The sequence below is a fragment of the Nonomuraea sp. NPDC049725 genome, assembly GCF_040674795.1.
Classification (GTDB): domain Bacteria; phylum Actinomycetota; class Actinomycetes; order Streptosporangiales; family Streptosporangiaceae; genus Nonomuraea; species Nonomuraea ceibae.
Window position 1 is genome coordinate 71,122 of the sequence record NZ_JBFANJ010000027.1, and the last position, 20,906, is coordinate 92,027.

At 71.2% G+C, this 20,906-nt stretch carries 16 protein-coding genes and 1 pseudogene; 12 read left to right on the top strand and 5 right to left on the bottom strand.

The genetic code is table 11. The annotated features are described in order from the left end of the window. Nucleotides 1-195: 195 nt before the first annotated feature. Nucleotides 196-933, bottom strand: a pseudogene (locus AB0J53_RS42565) (Tn3 family transposase). Between the two features lie 52 nt (nt 934-985). Next, nucleotides 986-2,209, bottom strand: coding sequence for a cytochrome P450 (locus AB0J53_RS42570; protein WP_364183365.1), 1,224 nt, complete (start codon nt 2,207-2,209; stop codon nt 986-988). 198 nt (nt 2,210-2,407) lie between these two features. Between AB0J53_RS42570 and AB0J53_RS42575 the strand changes: the two genes are divergently transcribed. Beyond that, complete coding sequence (locus AB0J53_RS42575; protein WP_364183368.1) at nt 2,408-4,681, top strand: hypothetical protein; 2,274 nt, start codon at nt 2,408-2,410, stop codon at nt 4,679-4,681. 72 nt (nt 4,682-4,753) lie between these two features. Here the strand turns inward: AB0J53_RS42575 and AB0J53_RS42580 are convergent, their stop codons facing one another. Then, a complete protein-coding gene (locus AB0J53_RS42580) occupies nt 4,754-5,623 on the bottom strand; it encodes a LysR family transcriptional regulator (RefSeq protein WP_364183371.1) in 870 nt (289 codons plus the stop codon). A gap of 122 nt (nt 5,624-5,745) precedes the next feature. Between AB0J53_RS42580 and AB0J53_RS42585 the strand changes: the two genes are divergently transcribed. From AB0J53_RS42585 to AB0J53_RS42600, 4 genes are all read left to right on the top strand, one after another. Beyond that, nucleotides 5,746-6,744 carry an NADP-dependent oxidoreductase gene (locus AB0J53_RS42585; protein ID WP_364183374.1) on the top strand — a complete coding sequence of 333 codons (999 nt, stop codon included), beginning with the start codon at nt 5,746-5,748 and terminating at the stop codon, nt 6,742-6,744. Nucleotides 6,745-6,802: 58 nt separating this feature from the next. Beyond that, the gene (locus tag AB0J53_RS42590) at nt 6,803-7,813 is read left to right on the top strand and encodes an NAD(P)H-binding protein (RefSeq protein ID WP_364183377.1); all 1,011 of its coding nucleotides are present in this window, start codon (nt 6,803-6,805) and stop codon (nt 7,811-7,813) included. 63 nt (nt 7,814-7,876) lie between these two features. After that, nucleotides 7,877-8,281 (top strand): nuclear transport factor 2 family protein, encoded by a 405-nt coding sequence (locus tag AB0J53_RS42595; RefSeq protein ID WP_364183380.1) that lies wholly within the window; start codon nt 7,877-7,879, stop codon nt 8,279-8,281. A 90-nt stretch (nt 8,282-8,371) separates the two neighbouring features. Next, nucleotides 8,372-9,367 carry a sigma-70 family RNA polymerase sigma factor gene (locus AB0J53_RS42600; protein WP_364183382.1) on the top strand — a complete coding sequence of 332 codons (996 nt, stop codon included), beginning with the start codon at nt 8,372-8,374 and terminating at the stop codon, nt 9,365-9,367. A 169-nt stretch (nt 9,368-9,536) separates the two neighbouring features. On the opposite strand, the gene AB0J53_RS42605 is transcribed toward AB0J53_RS42600, so the two are convergent. Next, nucleotides 9,537-9,782, bottom strand: coding sequence for an SCO4226 family nickel-binding protein (locus AB0J53_RS42605; protein WP_364183384.1), 246 nt, complete (start codon nt 9,780-9,782; stop codon nt 9,537-9,539). 193 nt (nt 9,783-9,975) lie between these two features. On the opposite strand from AB0J53_RS42605, the gene AB0J53_RS42610 reads away from it, so the two are divergent. The 3 genes from AB0J53_RS42610 (at nt 9,976) to AB0J53_RS42620 (ending at nt 15,511) form a co-directional block, all read left to right on the top strand. Then, complete coding sequence (locus tag AB0J53_RS42610) at nt 9,976-10,548, top strand: hypothetical protein (protein WP_364183387.1); 573 nt, start codon at nt 9,976-9,978, stop codon at nt 10,546-10,548. 339 nt (nt 10,549-10,887) lie between these two features. Beyond that, the gene (locus AB0J53_RS42615; RefSeq protein WP_364183390.1) at nt 10,888-11,310 is read left to right on the top strand and encodes a hypothetical protein; all 423 of its coding nucleotides are present in this window, start codon (nt 10,888-10,890) and stop codon (nt 11,308-11,310) included. Next, nucleotides 11,303-15,511 (top strand): caspase family protein, encoded by a 4,209-nt coding sequence (locus tag AB0J53_RS42620; RefSeq protein WP_364183391.1) that lies wholly within the window; start codon nt 11,303-11,305, stop codon nt 15,509-15,511. Before AB0J53_RS42615 ends, AB0J53_RS42620 begins: the two co-directional genes overlap by 8 nt. Before the next feature lie 41 nt (nt 15,512-15,552). Here AB0J53_RS42620 and AB0J53_RS42625 read toward each other — a convergent pair whose 3' ends face one another. After that, on the bottom strand, nt 15,553-16,245 hold the full coding sequence (locus AB0J53_RS42625; RefSeq protein WP_364183394.1) for a GNAT family N-acetyltransferase: 693 nt from the start codon (nt 16,243-16,245) through the stop codon (nt 15,553-15,555). 97 nt (nt 16,246-16,342) lie between these two features. On the opposite strand from AB0J53_RS42625, the gene AB0J53_RS42630 reads away from it, so the two are divergent. The 4 genes from AB0J53_RS42630 (at nt 16,343) to AB0J53_RS42645 (ending at nt 20,793) form a co-directional block, all read left to right on the top strand. Next, entirely contained in the window at nt 16,343-17,077 is a 735-nt protein-coding gene (locus tag AB0J53_RS42630; protein WP_364183397.1) for a TetR/AcrR family transcriptional regulator, read from the top strand. Between the two features lie 240 nt (nt 17,078-17,317). Next, entirely contained in the window at nt 17,318-17,623 is a 306-nt protein-coding gene (locus AB0J53_RS42635; protein WP_364183398.1) for a hypothetical protein, read from the top strand. A 299-nt stretch (nt 17,624-17,922) separates the two neighbouring features. Further along, on the top strand, nt 17,923-19,068 hold the full coding sequence (locus AB0J53_RS42640; protein ID WP_364183400.1) for a class I SAM-dependent methyltransferase: 1,146 nt from the start codon (nt 17,923-17,925) through the stop codon (nt 19,066-19,068). 123 nt (nt 19,069-19,191) lie between these two features. Then, nucleotides 19,192-20,793, top strand: coding sequence for a carboxylesterase family protein (locus AB0J53_RS42645; protein ID WP_364183402.1), 1,602 nt, complete (start codon nt 19,192-19,194; stop codon nt 20,791-20,793). Nucleotides 20,794-20,906 lie beyond the last annotated feature (113 nt).

Below are 20,906 nucleotides of genomic sequence, written 5' to 3' on the forward strand. Positions count from 1 at the left end.
CGGGCCGTGAGCCGTCCCCACGCTGCAACATATTCAGCCCAACACCCAGGACACCCGGTCCCAGCAATCGTTGTCTTGGGTTGTGGCCCCTTCTCGCAAGTCGAGGCGAGATGATCTTTTCCTGTGATGTGAGGCATGTTGGCGGCGCTGCCCGGCATGCTTCCCAGCGCAAGAACCCGACGCCGGGGGACCTGCTCAGGCCGCAGTGAGGTCGAGCCGGGTGTCCATGTCCAGCCGGAACCGGCCGTAGGGGTTCACGTGAGCCCAGAACAGCGGGCTGAGCGCGCGCCGGTCTTCCTCCGTGAGTTTGCCGGCCCACTGCGGATCTCGCAGAACGGCCTGTAGGAGCTGGGTGTTGATGAACACCAACGAGGATTGCAGCAGGTGCAGGGTAAGCATGGACACCTCGGCGTGCTCACGGTCGGCTCCGGTCAGCACTCCTTCGCGCCCGTAGAAGATCTTGTCGTTGGCGCTGTTCCAGTTCTCCACGACCTGCAAGCCGCTGTTGATCTCCCGGCGCAGCTGCGCATTGGCGAGATAGTCGCACGCGAAGATGGTGCGCACCACCCGGCCGAGTTCTTCCAGCGCCAGGTAGACCGGATGCTTGGGGCCGTTGCCCTTCATGAACCGGCGCAGCACCTGCTCGGTTTCCGCCGTGCGCAGCCGCAGCGCCGTCGCGTACTTGATCATCTGGTCGTAGTTGCGGGCGATGAGGTCTCAGTCGATCGGCCGCTTATTGAGAATCCTGTCCACCTTCGGCCAGGCAGTTTGAACAGTGTCAGGGCTGTACAGCTCGATCGCGCCGATGTTCTTCATCCGGGGCAGCAGCTTGAAGCCCAGCAGCTCGGTGAAGGCGAACCCGACCCTGGTCGCGCCGTGGGTGTCGGTGTAGTTGACCCATTCGGCCTGGCCCTGGCCCGAGGACAACGCCATGCCCCGCCGGCTCGTCCTGCCGCCCCTCCTCCTACACGGATCAAGAGGCCGGTCAAGACGCGTTCTTCTTGACCGGGAGCCGGACCGGGCGATGGATGAGTCCGTCGTTGGTCCAGCGGAGCGTCGACAGGTCCTCCTGGGCGCGGAGGGAGGGCAGCCGAGTCACCAGGGCGCGGAAGGCTTCCTGCAGTTCCATCCTGGCCAGATTCGCCCCCAGGCAGTAGTGGGGGCCGTGGCCGAACGTCAGGTGCGGATTGGGCGGCGCCGTTCCGGCGAACCTCCGGATGTCGAACCGCAGCGGGTCGTCGAACGCCGACGGGTCGTGGTTGGCGCCCGTGGGGTTGGGCAGCACGACGGTGCCCCCGGGAATCACGCCGCCGGGCAGCTCGATGTCCTCGGTGACCAGCCTGAGCAGGCCGTTCCCTCCAGGACCTTCGCAGCGCAGGATCTCCTCCACCGCCGGTTCCAGGAGCTCGGGGCGGGCCGCCAGCTGCGCGTACTGGTCAGGGTGACACAGAAGGCGGAACGCGCCTCGGATGATGATCGATGCGGTGGTCTCGTGCCCTGCCATGATCAGGGTGAACACCATGTGGGTCAGCTCCGGCTCGCTGAGCCTGTCCCCCTCGTCGCGCGCCTCGATGAGCAGGTCGATGAGGTCGTCGCCCGGCTTGGCGCGGTGCTCGGCGATCAGCTCGCCGGCGTACGCCATGAACGCGGCGAATCCCTCTCCCCTGGCTTCGGCGCTCGCCTCGGACGTGGACAGGAACATCTCCGTCCAGCCGCGGAACTGGTCGAACCGGTCCATCGGGACGCCGAGCATCTCGCAGATCACGCGCGCGGGCAGCGGCAGGGCGAAATCGGTGACCAGGTCGAACCCCTGGCCGGCCGCGTCGATCAGCTCGCCGGCGATCGCGGCCGCGCGTGGCCGCCAGCGTTCGATGTGTCTGGGGGTGAAGGTGCCCTGCATGATGCGGCGGTACCGCGTGTGCTCCGGCGGGTCCTGGTTGATCAGTGCCGAGGGGTCGTCCTCGAGGGAGGTGCCGCTGACCATCCTGGGAAGCCCGGGTTCGCGCAGGTTGCGGCTGCTGGCCGGCGAGGCGAGAACGGTACGGACGTCCTCATAGCCGACGATCATCGGCACCTGGTCCCCGCTCGGCATCGTGACGGGCTCCGCCGGAGCCTCGGCGAGCCTGCGGGCCAGTTCAGGGGAGGCGGTGCCGAGCGGACCGGGCGGAAGGTCGGGCCATGGCCATGGGGTGCTGGACAGTTCCGTCATGAGCGCCTCCCGGCGATGCCGTCCGACGAGCCCCATGAACGTACGAAACAACCCGTGTGCGGTCAATGACTCATCGGCCACATCCCTTTGGGACATCCCGCCGTGCCTCCGGCGACTGCAGCCGGCGCTTGATCCACTTAGCCGGTGATCAGTAAGGTTGGGCGCTTTCCTCCACATCCCCCCATGCCGGAGTGCCTCATGCGCCGCCATCGTTTCGGCCGATTCGCAGCCGGCTTCGCGGCCCTCTACGTGGCCGCCGTGGGCGTCCTCGCCGTCGTCGGGCTGGTCACCGGCGACCTCGTCCCCCTGTGGAGAGTCGTCGCGGACCCGAACGGATACCTGGCGGACGAGATCCGGGCGTGGCCGTGGCTGGCCGCCCTGCTGGTGCCGATCGCCGCGGTGCAGGCGTGGGCGTACCGGGAGGTGTTGCGCGGACGGCTGCGCGGGGAACCGGCGCGGTACGGCCGGGAGGTACGGCTGCTGCGGGTCGCTCTCTACGCCATGGCCGTATACGTCCTGTCCTGGGACCTGCCGATCCCCTACCTGTGGTGGATGTCCCTGGTCGCCGATGTGGTCGAGCTCGTGGCGATATGGCTGTTCTTCCGCGTGCTGCGGGGGAACCCCCGCCGATGGCCACGGGTGCTCATGCTCGTGACCGGCACGCTCAGCGTGGTGTACGACGGCGTCATCACCATCGCATACCAGAGGGGCAACTACCTCTTCGCCGGGCAGAACTGGACCTGGGCGCTGGACGCCCTGTGGTCGGTATGTCTGGTGTCCCTGCTGGTGGCGCAGGCGCGGGATCCGCGCTGGAACGGCGCGACGGTACGGGCCGGCGTGATCGCGGTCTTCTTCTCGCTCCTTTCGTCCGGCTCGATCTCGATCGTGGCGTTCGGCGGCGCGGAATCGGTGGCGTGGGAGCTGCTGATGCCCTCGCTCCTGAGCGCGGTTTCGGTCTTCTCGCTGGTCTGGTGGGCACGTTCCGCCCACGACCTGGGCACGCTCCAGCCTCCCTCTCCCCGGACGGAGCCCGTGCGGGTACGCGCCAGGTGGTGGCCGCTGCCGGCCGTGGCGATCGTGCTCCCGCTGGTCCCCGCCGCCGTCAACCTCGCGCAGGGGATCCCGTTCTGGCTCGGGCCGAAGAACGTGCTGGGCGACGTGGTACGCGAGTTCACCGGGTCGGAGGCCACCGCGTACTGGTTCGCGCTCGACCTCCTCGTCGGCGTCGGCGCGCCGGCGGTGCTGATCCTGGTGGCCGTGCGGCGGCGGACGCGCACGTTGCTGCGCGGCACGACGCTGAGCCTGTTCCTGCTGGGCGGGGCCGGCGCCGTGAGCGCGTTCACCTCGGAGGACTCCACCTTCTTCGGGGAGCTGTGGCTCTACCCGGAAAGCCTCTACGTCGAGCCGGGCGCCACCTTCCCCTACGAGAGCGCCCAGCTCCTCTCCCCCGGCATCTCCCCGCTCTGGTACGCCCTCGCGCTCACCGCCTCCGGCCTCATCCTGCTCCTCCTGTACGCCGCCCCGCCCGCCCACCGCATCCGCCACCATGTCCTCCTGGCGGGGCTCGCCTCGGCGGTGGCCCTGTGCCTGCTGCCCGCAGCGGACCAGCCCCGCGGCCCCGCCACGGACTGCGACCTGCCCGCGCCGTGGGAGGTCGACACGGGCCAGGCGGCGCCGCGCGAGCTGACGGCCGAGCAGAAGTTCGTGTGCTCCCTGCGCGGCGACGACGGCGCGCGGGGCCTGCACGTGTTCCCCGCCACCACGCCCGACCAGGTCGTGCTCGCCTACGGGCGCCGGCTGTGCGGCGTCCACACCCGCAACGACCCACGGGAGCTGGCCCGGCTGAAGATCGGCCGCGCCTCCCTCACCGATCCTCTGGCCGGCATCTGCCCCAGCGCCACCGCCATCGTCGAGGCCGCGAAGGCCAAGCAGGACCAGGAGATCGCGGCGATGCAGGCCGACGCCCAAGCCATGTGCGACGCCACGCCGCGCCACCGCCCGCGCATCAAGCCGGCCAGGGCGATCCGGATGAAGGAGCCGCAGTGGACCGACTACGGGGTGCTGCAGACGTACGAGGGAGAAGGAGAGGAGGAAGCGGCGTCGGACACGGACCCCGGCAACGGGCTGGTCTCCTCCTCTCGCGGCATCCTGGCCGTCATGACCCACCCCGACTTCGACCTCTGCGTCACCCTGGAGACCTACACCCGCCGGCCGCCTGTCGAGACCAAGGGCTGGGACAAGGTGGTCGAGGTCGGCTACCACAGCCCGGGCGGCGAGATCGTGCTCTACGACAGCCTCAGCGGCACCGAGCTGCCCAACCTCGCCCTCAACGGGCGCAAGGGTCACTACCGCATCCGCGTGCACCACGCCTGGTTCCCCTGGAAGGGCGAGGCGGAGAGCGGGCAACGGCTGCTGATCATGGCGTATCCGGGCAAGGGCGACAAGGAGGTAGTTCACCGGAAGCGGAGGTGATTGGTCCTCATGTGGGCTCTCGACCCGATCACGTCATGACCAGCGGCTGAGCCGGCTCGCCCACCAAGATCTTCAGGACGTTCCTAGGACTGCCCGGGCGGCCAGGCGGAGACTCTTGAGCATGGGGTTCGGGTCGCCCCTGCGGCCGGCCAGGACGACCTGGCTGGGCGGAGCGCCCTCGATCGGGACGGTGACGAGGTCGGGACGCAGTGAGCTGCGCCGATCGCCGACCGGCAGGACGGCGATCGCCCGGCCACCGGCGACGAGTTCGAGCTTGTCCTCGTAGCTCTCGATCGGCGGCACGCCGGACCCGAGGATCCGGTAGGACGTCCAGTCCGCGGTCTCGAACGCGCACGGCGCCGCCTCCTGGCCGGCCAGTTCTTCCGCGGTCACCGACGCGCGGCCGGCCAGGGGATGGCCGCGAGGGACGACGAGCATCCGGGGCTCCTCGTACAGCGGGGTGGTGAATACGTCGTCGGCGGCCAGCGGCAACGGGGTCCGCGCGATCAGGGCGTCGACGCGCCTTTCGGACAGTGCGCCGACGTCGCGGCAGCTCAGATGCCGGGTGGTGATCTCGGCGTCCGGGTGACGGTGGCGCAGTTCCCGTACGACGGTGGTGATCACCAGGTCCTCGACGTAACCGATGGTGATGCGTTCGCTCCGGGCTTGCTCGCGCACGGCCACTTCGGCCTCGCGGGCGGCCTGCAGCAGGGCTTGGGCCCGGGGCAGGAATGTCCGGCCGGCCGGGGTGAGCCGGGTGCCCTGGGAGGTGCGGTCCAGCAGTCGTGTGCCGAGGTACTTCTCGAGCCGCTGGATCTGGCGGCTCAGCGCCGGCTGGGCCACGTGCAGGTCGGCGGCGGCCCGGCCGAAGTGCTGGTGTTCCGCCACCACGGTGAAGTAGCGCACCAGCCGCAGTTCCAGGTCCCGTCCGAGATCGTTCACCGCTTCAGGGTACGCGTCATGCTGTTTCGGAATGGCCCGTTGCCGGAGGGGTCTTGGACGGCCACGCGGTCCAGGGCCTTGACTTAGGGGGCAACGTTTCCCCTGAGAAAGCGATGGGCGCGATGAAGGCGATCCAGTTCCACGAGGCGGGCGGGCCGGAGGTTCTGCGGTACGAGGAGGTGCCGGTTCCCGGGATCGGCCCGGGCGAGGTGCTCGTCCGGGTGCACGCGGCGGGCATCAATCCGCCGGACTGGTACCTGCGTGAGGGGATGAAGGTCATACCGGCCGAGATGAGGCCGGTGCTGGAGTACCCGCTCATCCCCGGAACGGACATGTCGGGCGTGGTTGAGGCGGTCGCTCCGGATGTGTCCGGGTTCGCCGTCGGTGACGAGGTGTTCGGCATGCTGCGGTTCCCCGGATTCGACGGCCGCACGTACGCCGAGTACGTGGCCGCTCCGGCTTCCGACCTGGCTCACAAGCCGGCCGGTATCGGCTTCGTCGAGGCGGCCGGTGCGCCGATGGCCCTGCTGACGGCCTGGCAGTACCTGGTCGATCTCGGCCACGACGTGCCCTCTCCCTTCACCGGCCGGGTGCACCGGCCGGTGCCGATCACGCCGGGGATGACCGTGCTGGTCAACGGGGCCGCTGGCGGAGTGGGTCATTTCGCGGTGCAGCTGGCGAAGTGGAAGGGGGCACGCGTGATCGCGGTGGCCTCGGGGCGGCACGAGCAGTTCCTGCGCAAGCTCGGCGCCGACGAGTTCATCGACTACACCACGACGCGGGCCGCCGACGTGGTCAGCGGCGTCGACCTGGTGATCGACACCGTCGGCGGCCCGGACAGTTCACGGTTCCTGACCGTGCTCAAGCGTGGCGGCACCATGCTTCCGGTGTTCTTCGCCCAGTACGACCCGGAGGAGACGGCGCGTCTGGGCATCACCGTCTCGATCATTCAGGTGCGTTCCAACGGCCCCCAGCTCGCCGAGATCGGGCGCCTGTTCGACGAGGGCAAGCTCCAGGTCGGGGTGGACAGCGCCTACCCGCTGTCCGAAGCGGCCAGCGCGCACGCGCGGGCCGCGCGGGGGCACATCCAGGGCAAGATCGTGCTGACGGTGTCCTCCTGATCACCGGCCTCCGCCGCTCCATGACCCCGCTCAGGAGTCATGGAGCGGCGGCCGGGCGATGAGTTCGGCAGGGCTGACGGATCTATTCATCCAGAGGATCCGAACGCTGGAGGCACTGATGGACAACGCACGAACCTACGCTGTGACCGCGGCGACCGGACACGTCGGCGGCTACGCGGCGCGTGGGCTCCTTCGAGCCGGTCACCAGGTCCGCGTGATGGGCCGCGACCACGCGCGTCTGAAGGAACTGGAGGCGGCCGGAGCCGAGGTCCTCGCCGGTGACCTGGCCGACCAGGGCTACGTGGAGGACGCGTTCGCCGACGTCGACGGCGCCCTGCTGATCGTGCCGCCGCGTCCTGCCGCACCGGACTTTCCCCGCCACCAGCGTAGGATCGCCCGGGTCTACGCCTCGGCCGCCGAGCGGACCGGGCTGCGGCATGCAGCGTTCATCAGCACGAAGGGGGCCGACGACGGTCGCGTGAGCGGCCTGATCGCCGGGCACGCCACCATCGAATCCATCCTCAACCAGGTGGACGGCCTCAATGTGGTGCACGTCCAGCCGCCGAGCTTCTTCGAGATCCTCTACTACTTCCTGGGGCCGCTGCGGGAGCGGGCCGTTCTCAGCTCGCCCCTCGGCACCGACGCCACCCTTCAACTGGTCAGCGCACGCGACGTGGCGGCCGTCGCCGTACGCCTGCTGGGGGATCTGCATTTTCGCGGGGTCAGCGCCGCACCCGTTCATCCCATCCGGCCCATGACCATGCGGGAGATCGCCACGCTGCTCAGCGAGCACCTCGACCGGCCCGTAGGGGTGGAGCAGACCTCCGCCGAGGCCGACATCGCGGACCTCATGGCGGCGGGCACCGGCCGCAGCTTCGCGACGCTGCTGAACCAGACCTGGGCGATGGCCACCGCGCTGGGTGAGGCACCGCGGGAAGAACCCCCGCCCGCGACTCAGGCGGCGTACCGCATCGAGGACTTCATCCGCGATGAGCTGGTGCCGGCCATTCGCTCGTCGCGGCCGATCTCTGACTATTCAACCGCGACCCGCCCGCGGCGCGCCGCCTGACATCCGTTCGCCGGATCAGTAAAGGCGGGATGCGGGACGCGCCGCCCGCGGCGTGATCGATCGGTGGAGAAGTACGGAGGAGTGTTCATGGCAGAGCGCAGAACGGCCGTCGACGTCGCGACGGTGTTCATCAAGGCATTCGGAACCGGTGACATGGCCACGGTCACGGAGTGCCTGGCCGAGGACGTGGTGTTCCAGAGCCCCCGGGTCCGCCTCGAGGGCGCCGAAGCGGTGACGGCCGCGATCGGGGGGTTCGCTCAGGTCGTCACGGGCGTGGACATCATCGCGGCGCTGGGTGACGCCGAGCAGGCGGTGGTGGTCTACGACATGAGAACCGGACCGTTCGGTACGTTGCGCACCGTCGATCACCTGGTCGTCCGGGACGGCAAGATCATCTCTGATGTGGTGGTGTTCGACACGTACGAGATGCGCAAGGCGGAGGAAACGCAGGCGTCAGCCGCCGGGTGAGCCCCTTCCGGGGTGTTCCGTGCCGCAAGCTCGGGAGCGCGGAACACCAGCCCCAACGATCCGCCGCTGCGGAGGCGGACGGGAGTCGATGTGACACAGCCAGTGAAGCCGGGCGAGGAGTTCGCTCGCCTGGCCGACCCGTACCGCGACGAACTGCTCAAACTGTGCTACCGCATGGTGGGTTCCGTGCACGACGCGGAGGACATCGTGCAGGAGACCTACCTGCGCGCCTGGCGCTCCTACGGGACGTTCGCCGGCCGGTCCTCTCTGCGGACGTGGCTGTACCGGATCGCGACCAACGCCTGCCTCCGCGCCGCGGAGCAGGCCGGCCGCCGCCCCCTGCCGTCCGGCCTCGGCGGGCCCGCCGGCGACCCTGCCGCACCGGCCGAACCGCGCTGGGACATCCCGTGGCTGCAGCCTTTCCCGGCCCGCGTTCCCGACGAGGCGCGAGACCCGGCCGAGGTGGTAGCTGATCGAGGAACGCTGCGCCTGGCGCTGATAGCCGCCCTCCAGGTGCTCCCGCCCAGACAGCGTGCGGTGCTGATCCTGCGCGATGTGCTGATGTGGCGCGCCGCCGAGGTCGCCGAGCTGCTCGACACCACCGTCGCGTCCGTGAACAGCCTGCTGCAGCGGGCCAGGACACAACTCGGCAACCTCCCCGGGCCTGATCTGCAGCTCGCCGAACCCACCGAAGAGCGTCAGCGCGAGCTGCTGCGGCGCTACGTCACCGCGTTCGAAGGGGCCGACATCGACGCGCTGACGCGGACATTGGCGCAGGAGGCGACCTTCGAGATGCCGCCGATCCCCACCTGGTTCGCGGGCCGGGAAGCCGTCGCCCGCTTCCTGGCGCCCCGCTTGCCGGCCGCCGGGCAGGCGCAGTTCGTCCACGTCGACACGAACGGGCAACCCGGCGTCGCGATCTACCTCGCGACCCGGGACGGTGCCTGGCGCGCCCACGCCCTCCACGTGCTCGCCGTTTCCCCGGCCGGGATAGAGCGCATTGTCGCGTTCATGGACAGCAGCGTCTTCTCCCTGTTCTGCCTGCCGCAGATCGATCCGGCAATCGGCCAGGCGGTACGCCGATGACGGCTGGAGCGGGGTTGCTGGAAGTGGCCGTCCGCGTACGCCTGGCGCGGAGCTCGCGCCGTCGGCCCTGCCGGCCTCGCCCGTGGAACCCGAGCATGCTGCTCGCGCACATGTGCGCATCGGCCGCAGCCCTTCACCTTTCCCGCTGCCGGGAAGAGTGTCCGAGCGATTAGACGGTCAGCGGCACGGGGTGGATCTCGTCGGCCGGGTGCCCCGCACGCTGGTGGATCCGCTGCACCGCGTCGGCGTCCGGCGCCTCGGACAGGCAGTAGACGAGCCCGGAGTCGGGATCGGCCCACGCCGTCTCGAAAGTGACCCGCTCCTCATCCTGGATGGCCAGGTCAGCGTCGTGGGCCTGCTTGAGCTGGTCCGCGGTGATGCCGGTCATGCCATGGTGGACGTCCATGAATTTCATGGCTTCCTCCCATTCCATGTCCATCCCAGCGTAGATCCGACCCGGGCCACCGGTTTCCCCGTATTGGTTCAAAGCCTGTCCACGGCGAGAAGCAGCCGGCGGTTCTCACAGTCCGGTGGTGTCGGCGTTGCCGTGGTGACCGCAGGGCCGCGTGCTACTGAACTTTTCGCGAATCCGTCGCATCCAACCCGGTATGACTAAGCTGCAGAAGATCGCCGTGCTGTCCGTGCTGCCCGTCGCCGCGGCTGTGGTGGCCCTCCCGGCCCAGGCCGCCGAGCGCCCCAACTGCCCCGTCCCGACCAAGGCTGAGGTGAAGCGGTCGTACGACTCCAAGGTCGACAAGCCGCCGAGGGGCGCCACCGCTATCAAGGGGGTCCGCGTCAACCACATCCCGAAGGGGTTCAAGAACGGATCGGTGGTCGTCAACAAGCACGACGGCATCACCGAGTATGGCTACCAGTGGACTGACGACCGCAGCGAGGTGGATCGCCGGAGCCGGTCGCTGTGGGTCAGGGTGGTGTGCTGGCCGAAGGCGAGCAAGCTGGCGCAGCTCAAGAACGGGCCGTTCGACATCGGGACGTTCTCAGGAAAGACCAAGACCGTGAAGATCGGTGACCGTCAGGTGCTCACCCAGCAGGGCGACGGCGCGCTGGGCCACGGCCAGTACGCGGGCTGGGTCGAGCGCAAGGGTGTCGTCGTCACCGTGATGGCCAGCCAGCCTCTCGTACCCGAGCTTGCGCAGATCATCAAGGGCATCCGGCTCTGAGCCGGCCGACGTAGCCGTCCAGCAGGGGATCCGGGGCCCCTCGCCGACCTGCCGTTCCTGGACCGGAATTAGGCCACGACCGATCAGCTTGAACCCGTCCAACAGCCGCAGCACCTCCTGCCGGTTGCGGGGTGACGTTCCCGATGCGACCTCCGACGGCGGCTCACCGAAACTGCCCGCGGTCCCCGGCGTCTCCCCCTGACACCGCAACCGGGACCGCGGGCGTCCTGCCTGGCCGGCTCTGTGACGCCGGGGTATCCGCGTCCAGGCGGGTAGCGCTGGGACCGGCCGGAGCGATACCCAGGTGGCGATCGCCGTACCGGCTCGCGGAGGGGTGGCATGGGAAGCGGTTCGAACGAGACCTCGGATGCCGGCCAGGGCGTGCTGGCGGTGGACGGCGCGCCGGGCCAGGTGCGGGAGCTGCACGCGTGGCTGTCCGAGGATCCCCTGGTCCGCCGCTGGGTGCGCCTGGTCGAGCGCGAGCCTCCTCCCGGGGCGCTGGGCCCGGTGGCCGAGGCGGTGCAGGTGGTGACCGGCTCGGCCGGCGTGGTGGCGGCCGTGGCCGGCGTCCTGATCGCCTGGCTGCGCTACCGCACCAGCGACGTGACGGTCAAGGTGCGCAGGACGGACGGCGACACCGAGGTCGAGGTCAGCGCCCAGCGCGTCAGGACGCTGAACGCCGAGCAGACCCGGGCGCTGGCCGCGCAGGTCGAGGCCGCGCTCAAGGACGGGCTGCCGCCCGCGGAGGGCCCGCGTGACTGACCGGCCGGGGCTGCTGTCCGGCCCTGGGGTGCGGGCGCTGCTGGTGGGGTCGAGCCGGCATGTTCCCGGGGCGCTGACGGGCGACGTGCCCGCGGCGGCCACGAGCGCGCGGGATCTCGCCGACGCCCTGGTCAAGGCCACCGGGCTGGCCCGCGAGCACGTGACCTGCCTGCTGGATCCGCCCGATCCCTCCCACCTGGCGGCGGAGATCGACGCCCTGGCCGGGCGGGCGGGCGAGGTGCTGCTGTTCTGGTACGCCGGCCACGGAGTGATCGGACCGGACAACCGGCTGTACCTGGCCACGCGGGCGAGCGTGGACCTGGGACGGGGGCCGCCGCGCAACCAGGCGCTGCCGTACGCCGAGGCGCGCGAGCTGCTGACCAGGAGCCGGGCCAGGCTCAGCATCGTGATCCTGGACTGCTGCTGGGCGGGCCGCGCCGCGGGCTGGCCGGACAGCTACCTGCTGACCGCGACCAGCATGGACGAGGCCGCCTGGTCGCTGCCCGGCGAGCGGCACACGGCGTTCACCGGGGCGCTGATCCGCCTGCTGTCGGAGGGGGATCCCGCCGGGCCGCCGCTGCTGTCCCTGGACGACGTGCACGCCGCGCTCAACCGGGATCTGCGGGCGCGCGGCCTGCCGCTGCCGCGCAGGCAGGCCGCCGACGCCGCCGGGCGCCGTCCCTTCGCGGTCAACGTCGCCTACCGGCTTCCCGCGGGACGCCCGCTGCCCGCCCCGGCGGCGCAGGACGGCAGCCGCAGCCCGTTCCTGGGGCTGCACTCCTACGGGGAGGAGGACGCGGCGCTGTTCTTCGGCCGCGCGGAGCTCACGCGCACGCTGGAGGAGCGCGTGCGCCGCTGCGGCGGGGAGCCGCTGCTGGTCGCCGGCCCTTCGGGGGCGGGGAAGTCGTCGGTGCTGCGGGCCGGGCTGATCCCGGCTCTGGGCGTGCGCCGCTGCCTGCTGCTCACGCCGGGCGCGGCCCCGCCGGCGCGCCTGCGCGAGGCGATCGAGGCCGTCGCCGACGTCCCGGAACGGGCGGAACCGGCGGAGCAAGCGGGGTGGGCGGAGCTGGTGGAGGCCCTGCCCGGGGACGCGGTGATCGTGGTGGACCAGTTCGAGGAGCTGTTCACCGAATGCACCGACCAGGCGCAGCGGGCGGCGTTCGTCGCGGTGCTGGCCGCGGCGGCGCGCCGCGCCGCGGTCGTGATCGGCGTGCGCGCCGACTTCTTCGGTCACTGCACCTCCTTCCCCGAGCTCACCCACGCGCTCGAGCATCCGGTCGTGGTCGGCCCGCTCAGCCGCGAGCAACTGCGCGAGGTGATCGAGCAGCCCGCCCGGCTGGCGGGCCTGGCCCTCGAAGAAGGGCTGGTGGAGCTGCTGCTGGAGGACCTGGGAGCCGGGCTGGGCGGCCCGCCGCTGCCGTTGCTCTCGCACGCGCTGCTGGCCACCTGGCAACGCCGCGAGAACGGCGTGCTCACCCTGGGCGGGTACCGGGCCACCGGCGGCATCGGCCAGGCGCTGGCCCGTACCGCCGATCAGATCCTGGACGGGCTGGGCGAGGACGGGCAGCGGCTCGCCCGCCGGATGCTGGTGCGGCTGGTGCACCTGGGCGAGAACACCGGCGACACCCGCAGGACCGCGCCGCTGTCCGACGTGCTGCCGGCCGGTGAGGAGCACGACCTGGCCCGTACGGTGCTCGACGCCTTCACCCGCGCCCGTCTCGTCACGGTCGACAGCGACCGGGCGGAGATCGTCCACGAGGCGCTGATCCGGGCCTGGCCCCGGCTGCGCGCCTGGCTCCAGGCCGACCGCGCCGATCTGCTGGCGCTGCAGCAGCTCGCGCAGGACGCCGCCCGCTGGGACGCCCACCACCGCCAGGCCGGCTACCTCTACAGCGGCGCCCGACTGGCCGCGATCGCTCCCGCGCGGCGGCGCTGGGAGGCCGACCCCGCCCAGCAGGCCGCGCTCGGGGAGGTCGCCCGCGACTTCCTGCGAGCCGGCGACCAGGCCGTGCGGCGGCTGGCGCGGCGGCGGCGGGCGACGTTCGTGACGCTGGTGGCTCTCGTGATCACGTCGCTGGCGGGCGCCGGGACCGCCGTCCTCGCGGCTCGCGACGCCGACGCGCAGCAGCGGCTGACCGAGATCCAGAGCCGTCAGGCCCTGTCACGTCAGCTCGCCACGCAGAGCGAACGCGTCCTGACCCGCGATCCCCTCCAGGCGCAGGCGCTCGCCGCCACCGCCTGGCACTTCGCGCCCACCGACGACGCCCGCCGCGCCCTGCTCAGCGCGTCGAGCACACCCGGCAAGGGCTCGCTCATCGGGCACGCCGAGGCCGTCGAAGGAGTGGCGTTCAGCCAGGACGGCCGGACCGTGGCCAGTTCCGGTCAGGACGGCACCGTCCGGCTGTGGGACGTGACGACCCGGCGCCAGCTCGGCGCGCCGCTCACCAGGGGGAAGACGGAGATCGACGCGGTGGCGTTCAGCCCGGACGGCCGCGTTCTCGCCGCCGCTGCCGCCGACGCCACGGTACGCCTGTGGGACGTGGCCACGCGCCGACCGCTCGGCGGGCCGCTGAAGAGCCGGGAAGACCTCAGCACGCTGGTGTTCAGCCCGGACGGGCGCACCCTGGCCGGCTCCGGTCACACCGGGAAGGGCGCCCAGCTGTGGGACGTGGCCACGCGCCGCCAGATCCGCCTCCTCGCAGGGCAGGGCTACGGGATCGGGTCGGTGGCGTTCAGTCCCGACGGCCGCAGGCTCGCCACCACCAGCGAGAAGGTCGTGACGTTGTGGGACGCGGCGACCGGCGGCAAGATCGGCGCCGTCGGTTTCGAGGACGAGATCAAATCGGTGGCGTTCAGCGTGGACGGTCGCACGCTGGCCGGGGCGGGCAACGGCACGGAGGTGGCGTTGTGGGACGTCGCCACCCTCCGGAGCAAGGGCTCCATCAGCAGCGGGCACGACCCTCACCATGTGGCCTTCTCCCCCGACGGCCGGGTCCTGGCCACCACCGGGGGTGACGGGACCAAGCTGTGGGACGTGGCCACCCGGCGCCAGCTCGGCGCCACGCTCGGCGGCCACACGGACGAGGTCGTCTCGATGGCCTTCAGCCGCGACGGCCGGACGGCGGCCACCGCGGGTCTCGACAAGACGGTCCGGCTGTGGAACGTGTCCATCTTCCGCCAGTTCGGGGCTCCGCTCACCACCGGGACGGACGATCTCATGTCTGCGGGGTTCAGCGCCGACGGCCACACCCTGGTCACGACGGACGAGAACGACAAGGTGCGCCTGTGGGAGGTGGCCGCCGGCCGCCCGATCGGCGTCCCGTTCACCGGCCACCTGGCGGCGCCGGCCCCGGACGGCCGCACGCTGGCCGTGGTCACCGGGGACGGCACGGTGCAACTGTGGGACGTGGAGGGACGCAGGCGTCTCGGCAAGGCGTTCACCGCTGATCGCTCGTACGTCGATGACCTGCTCTTCAGCCGGGACGGCCGGGCGCTGCTCACGCTCGGCCGGGAGGGGACGAGGCTGTGGGAGGTGGCGACGCGCCGCCCGATCGGCGTCCCGATGCGGCTGGAAGGGGCGTCGTACCCGATGGCGGTGTTGAGTCCCGACGGTCGTGTCCTGGCCGCCACGACCCAGTTCGACGGCAACGTCGTGGACCTGTGGGACGCAGCCGCCCAGCGCCGCATCGCGGCCCTCACCGGGCATACGGGGACGATCATGGCGCTGGCGTTCAGCCCCGACGGCCGCATCCTGGCCAGCGCCGGCAGTGACGTGGACAGGACGATCAGGTTGTGGGAGGTGGCGACCCGCCGCCAGATCGGCACGCCGATGACCGGGCACGACGGGGGCGTCACCTCGTTGACCTTCAGCCCCGACGGGCGGTTCCTGGCCAGCGGCGGCAACGACAGGAGGATCCGCCTGTGGGACGTGGCCACCCAGCAGCCGATCGGCGCCGCGATCACCGGCCATGAGGCGTATGTCGCGGCGATGGCGTTCAGCGCCGACGGGCGCACGCTGGTCAGCGCCGGAGGTGGGGTCGAGGCGGCCATGCGGCGCTGGGACGTCGGCCTTCCCGCGGACCGTGACCTGTTCGCCTCGGCCTGCGTCGCGGCCGGCAGGTCGATGACGGCGCAGGAGTGGCAGGAGTTCAACCTGCCGGCACCGCATCGCCGGGCGTGCTCCGCCGTGCTGGGCCGGTGAAGCAGCCGTGCGCCGCGCTCGGCCGGCGGTGCGGCCCGGGTTCATCGACGCCAGGCGGACGTCCGCGCTGCGGCCTCGGCCTCTCCGGCAGCGGGGCCGGCGCTCCAGACCATCGTCCGCTGGTGGACCCGCCGGCCGTCGTGCCGGAGGCCGGGCACCAGGGGCGCCGGGCCGTGCTCGGCGAAGCCCATGCGTTCGAAGAACCGCACCGCCCGGGTGTTCTCGACCAGGGTCTGCAGGTGGCAGCCGGGAGATCCGGCCGTCCTGAGCCGGTCGAACCACCGGCTCATCAGCCCGTCGGCGGCGCCGGTCCCCCGGGCCTCGGGTGCCACGTTGATGTGCAGGTGCGCGGGCCACCGGGTGTCGGCGAACTCGCCTACGCGGGGCTGCCTGCGGACCGCGGCCCACGCCAGGTCGGCCAGGCTGCGCGCGAAGAAGGCCGCCGGCCTGGCCCGGAACATCAGCTTGTAGGTCCGCATGGCCTTCTCCATGCGCTCCCCCTCCCCGGGGAACCTCGCGCTGTCGAGGCACCCCGTCAGGTAGCCCACCAGGGCGCCCCCGGAGACCGCGACGAAGAGCGAGTCCGGCTCCAGCTCCATGTAGGGGTCCAGGTAGACGGCCGCCTCCGAGTCCACGTGCCCCCACAGCGACGCCGTGGGAGCGCCCTCCCCCACGCGCCCGAACAGCTCACGCAGCTCGGCACGGTCGCCCGGTGCGAACGTACGGATCTCCATCACGCCTCCATCATCATGTACGGCCTACTCTGTACGTCATACGCAATTATTAGCCTATATGACATACACAGATCCCGATCGCACGAGAGGATGTTCGATGGCAGAGCTGCCACCCGTCGTGGCGCGGATGTGGGACCGCGAACCCACCACGCGCAGAGGCCCCCGGCCGCGCCTGGACCTGGCCACGATCACGACGGCCGCCATCGAGATCGCCGACGCCGAAGGGCTGGCCGCCGTCTCCATGAGCAACGTCGCCGCCCAGGTGGGCGTCGCCCCGATGGCGCTCTACCGGTACGTCGGCAGCAAGGACGAACTGCTGACCGTCATGGCCGACAGCGCCGTTCCCCCACCGCCCGAACGCGGGAACCTGCCCTGGCGCCCCTACCTGGCCACGTGGACCCGGCTCACCCGCGACGTCCTGCTGTCGCGGCCCTGGCTGCTGGAGCTGCGCCCGAGCACCCCGCCCATGGGCCCACGGCGGCTGCTCTGGCTCGACCGGGCCCTGGACGCGCTGTCCGACACCGGGCTGGACGACGGCCAGCGATTCCACGCCGCCACGGTGCTGACCGGCTACGCCCTCACCGACGCCACCCTCACGCACTCGCTCGGCGCCGGGGGCACCGAACTCGCTGCCAGGGCCAAGGGCGCCACCGAGTACGGCGAGATACTCACCGAGGTCCTGGACCCCGCGACGTACCCGGCACTGTCGGCCATGATGCGCGCCGGCCTGCTCAGGGACTCCACCGGCTGGACCGAGGACGCCGACTTCCAGTTCGGCCTCGATCTCCTGCTGGACGGCATAGAAGCGCTGATCTCCCGCCCAGCCCGCTAACCGGCCCCGCCGGCTCCGAACGCGACCAGGCACGCCTGTCGGCCGTCCCCCTGCGGACCGTCCAGGGCGCGGTGCAGGACCTGGCTGACCGGAGCGGAGTTACGGCTTGCACAGGGTGGGGCAAGTCCAACGCGATAAGCTTCCGGCTCCGACATGGCGGGCGAATGCGGAGGTGATCACGGTGCATCCGGTCTTGTGACAGCCCCATCCCGGGGCGTCGCGGAGCCGAAAGGTGACCGTATGAGCAAGACCGACAAGACCCGGCCCTGGTGGGTGGGCATGGCTGAAGCGCCAATGGTGAACTGCCGTCCCGTGCACGATCATCGGTTCGGGCCGTGCACGCTGCCGGAGGAGATCACCGCCGACAGCGCGTCCATGAACCGCCGCGGAAGAAGCGGCTGCTACTGGGGCGCCACTGACCACTACCTGTTCGAATGCGGCATTCTCGGCGGTGGCCGGGAGTGGAGTCACATCCGCCGCGAGGACCGGCGCCGGAGCTGCCACCAGGCACGCCATGAGCTGCGCGCCTACAACAGCAGGGACTGAACGACTCCATCACCGGCGGTGAGGCACGCCTGCCCGACCTGCCCAGCCGCAGCGGGCGGCCCCCTGGTTTGCCTGCGGAGGGGCAGGTGTGCGAGCCTCTTGTGTCATCTCTCCGAAAGGGCTGCTCGTGACGCTAGGCATGGTTCTCGGCGATCTCTCCTCTCGCGCTTCGACGCGGGAGCGGTAGCCCTACCTGCCCTGAAACGCGCGCCCGTGCTGCAGCAGCACGGGCCGTTCGCCCTGCTCCTCGTCGAAGTGCTCTTCGTGCCCCTGCACGTTCGATTCACGAGGAGTACGTGGTGTCCACCATTCACTGGACCGAGACAGGCATTCTCCGTTCCGCTCACTGGCATTCCGAGAGTGCAACACCGCCTCCCAGCCGGGTCGTCGGCGCGGACGACCGTATGAAAGCCGACACTGCTCACCGTCTGGCCTGCGAAGGAACCGCTTTGCTGTGGCAGGGCGACTTCCACAACGCCCGTCAACTCCTGCAGGCGATGGGCCGCCGCATCGACCGGAAACCTTCCCGGCAGGGCGGCAGCCCGGCGGAGTCCTTCCACCTGCACCGCAGAGCCCGCGCCCACCGGGCCCGCGTGCTCGGCAGGCTCCTCGTTCTGCTGGAAGACGACTACAGCCTCAACCTGCGCAGAGCCCCCGACGTGCGCCAGGCATGCACCGAAGCGTACGGTCCGCCGTCCGGGCCGATGGCTGTCTCGCTCACAGAACTCCTGGGCGTGATCGGAGCGCATCAGTGGCGTACGAAGGGCGTGGAAGTACCGGCCCTCGGCGCCCGCATCCACCCGCACTATGGCGTGTTCTCCCCGGTCAGGGGCGAATACGTCGACCTCGTCGCACATGCGCCGCTCCCCGCGGGTCGCCGTACCGCGTTCGACCTCGGAACGGGAACGGGAGTGCTCGCCATCGTCCTGGCCCGACGGGGAATCGACCGCGTCGTGGCCAGCGACATCAGCCCGCGTGCCCTGGCCTGCGCCCGCGAGAACATCCGCCGGCTGCGCCTCACCGGGCGCGTCGACGTCGTGGGCCCCGGCCTCTTTCCGGACGGAAACGCGCACCTTGTGGTCTGCAACCCGCCCTGGATTCCGGCCCGGCCCACCTCCGCCGTCGAGCAAGGCGTCTACGACCCGGGCGGCAGCATGCTCCGCGCCTTCCTGTACGGGCTGACCGCACATCTCGAACCGGGAGGGGAAGGATGGCTCATCCTGTCGGACCTGGCCGAGCACCTCGGACTCAGGACCCGCAGTGAACTGCTCGCCGACATCAAGGCAGCCGGCCTGCACGTCGTGGACAAAATCGACACCAGGCCGCAGCATCCACGAGCGCGGGACACCGCTGACTTCCTCCATGCCGCCCGCGCTGCGGAAGTCACCTCGCTCTGGCGTCTCACCGGCGCCGCCACCCGGCCGCTGGGTCCTTGGTCGCGCTGATTCGCAACAACCGATCGCCAAGCCGCAACGTCCGTACCTCACGGCGACCTCCGGCCCGGGGCGAAACTGGCCCGCATGAGCGCAAAAAGATCGCGTTTTGCCACGTCAATGGCGAGCCCGCCGATGCGGCGGCTACTCGCTCTGGTCACCGGCGGCTGCCTTGCCCTGACCGCGTGCGTCACGCAGGCCGCGGCGCAGCCGCCCACGGCGCCGAAGCCGCGCCCGTCGATCGTGAAGCTGGACTCGGGCCGGATACGGGGAGTGGACGACGGCGCCGTCAGGACGTACTCGGGGATCCGCTTCGCGCAGCCGCCGCTGGGGAGGCTGCGGTGGAAGGAGCCGGTGCGGGTCGCGCCGTGGCGCGGGGTGGCCGACGCCACCAAGCCCGGCCGGCCATGCCCGCAGGCGGATAGGGGTAAGCAGCTCGGCGGGGAGGACTGCCTGTTCCTCGACGTGACCGCACCGGCCAGGGCGTCTCGAAAGCCGCTGCCGGTGATGGTGTGGCTGCACGGCGGCGGCTTCGTCGAAGGCTCCGGCAGCATGTACGGCGCCCGGCGGATGGCCGGCCAGGGCGAGGTGGTCGTGGTGACGCCCAACTACCGGCTCGGCGCGTTCGGCTACCTCGCGCTGCCGGGGCTGCCGGGCTCGGGCACCTTCGGGCTGGCCGACCAGCTCGAAGCCCTGCGATGGGTGCAGCGCAACGCTGCGGCCTTCGGCGGCGACCCCGGCAACGTGACGCTGATCGGCCAGTCCGCCGGCGGGATGAGCACCTGCGCGCTGCTGACCTCCCCGGCCACGCGCGGCCTGGTCGACAAGGCCGTCATGCAGTCGGGGACGTGCACGCTCAACTGGCCGTCCGGCACCTACGTCCCCGTTCCGGACATGCCGCCGTTCACGCCATACGCATCGCTGAAGACCAGCCGGGACATCGGTCTGGCCGCGGCCAGGCAGCTCGGCTGCGCGGCGGGCAAGGAGCTGGAGTGCCTGCGCTCCAAGCCGGTCTCCGAGCTGATGAAGATCAACGAAAGGTTCGGCTCCGCCCTCGCCCACGGCACGCCGCTGCTGCCGCTGGACCCGGCGCAGGCACTGCGCACAGGCAGGTTCCTGCGCGTGCCGGTGATCTCCGGCGCCACCAGGAGCGAGAGCAGCGGCTTCGTCGCCGGCGCTGCACAGGCCGGCATCCCGGTGACCGCCGAGAACTACCCCGCTCTGATGAAGAGCGCGTTCGGCGAGCAGGCCGGCACGGTGATGCGGGAGTATCCGCTGACGGCCTTCTCCTCGCCCGCCCTGGCCTGGGCGACGGTGAGCAGCGACCGCGCATGGGCCTGCCCGACGCTGGAAGGCAACCAGGCGATGGCCGCCCGCACCACGGTGTACGCCTATGAGTTCGCCGACGCCCAGGCCCCGAACATCGCCGGCATTCCCTCCGACTTCCCGCTGGGCGCCCAGCACGCCAGTGACCTGCCCTACCTGTTCGACCTGGACGGCGAGGCATGGGACGGGCTCACCTCCGAGCAGTGGCGGCTGGCGCGGCAGATGATCGGCTACTGGACGTCGTTCGCCCACAGCGGCAGGCCCCAGGCCGCCGGCGCACCCGCCTGGCACGCCTTCACCCCGTCCGGCCGGACCGTGCTCAGCCTGAAACCCGCGAGCCAGGGCGGCATCGGCCCGGTCGACCTCGGCGACGAGCACCGGTGCGCCTTCTGGCGCGGACTTTCCGACTGATCACCGCCGTGGGGGGGGGGGGGGGGGGCGGGGGGGGGGGGGGGGGGGGGGGGGCCGGCTCGGCCCGGGAGGAGCGTGTGGGGCCGGGGGGACGCCCCGAGGGACGGCCGCCG

What these genes read in the sequence shown, in the direction of transcription:
- AB0J53_RS42590 (WP_364183377.1), top strand. Translation starts at nt 6,803, where the DNA reads ATGAGTTCGGCAGGGCTGACGGATCTATTCATCCAGAGGATCCGAACG.
- AB0J53_RS42615 (WP_364183390.1), top strand. Translation starts at nt 10,888, where the DNA reads ATGGGAAGCGGTTCGAACGAGACCTCGGATGCCGGCCAGGGCGTGCTG.
- AB0J53_RS42645 (WP_364183402.1), top strand. Translation starts at nt 19,192, where the DNA reads ATGCGGCGGCTACTCGCTCTGGTCACCGGCGGCTGCCTTGCCCTGACC.
- AB0J53_RS42635 (WP_364183398.1), top strand. Translation starts at nt 17,318, where the DNA reads ATGAGCAAGACCGACAAGACCCGGCCCTGGTGGGTGGGCATGGCTGAA.
- AB0J53_RS42605 (WP_364183384.1), bottom strand. Translation starts at nt 9,782, where the DNA reads ATGAAATTCATGGACGTCCACCATGGCATGACCGGCATCACCGCGGAC.
- AB0J53_RS42625 (WP_364183394.1), bottom strand. Translation starts at nt 16,245, where the DNA reads ATGGAGATCCGTACGTTCGCACCGGGCGACCGTGCCGAGCTGCGTGAG.
- AB0J53_RS42575 (WP_364183368.1), top strand. Translation starts at nt 2,408, where the DNA reads ATGCGCCGCCATCGTTTCGGCCGATTCGCAGCCGGCTTCGCGGCCCTC.
- AB0J53_RS42630 (WP_364183397.1), top strand. Translation starts at nt 16,343, where the DNA reads ATGGCAGAGCTGCCACCCGTCGTGGCGCGGATGTGGGACCGCGAACCC.
- AB0J53_RS42585 (WP_364183374.1), top strand. Translation starts at nt 5,746, where the DNA reads ATGAAGGCGATCCAGTTCCACGAGGCGGGCGGGCCGGAGGTTCTGCGG.
- AB0J53_RS42610 (WP_364183387.1), top strand. Translation starts at nt 9,976, where the DNA reads ATGACTAAGCTGCAGAAGATCGCCGTGCTGTCCGTGCTGCCCGTCGCC.
- AB0J53_RS42570 (WP_364183365.1), bottom strand. Translation starts at nt 2,209, where the DNA reads ATGACGGAACTGTCCAGCACCCCATGGCCATGGCCCGACCTTCCGCCC.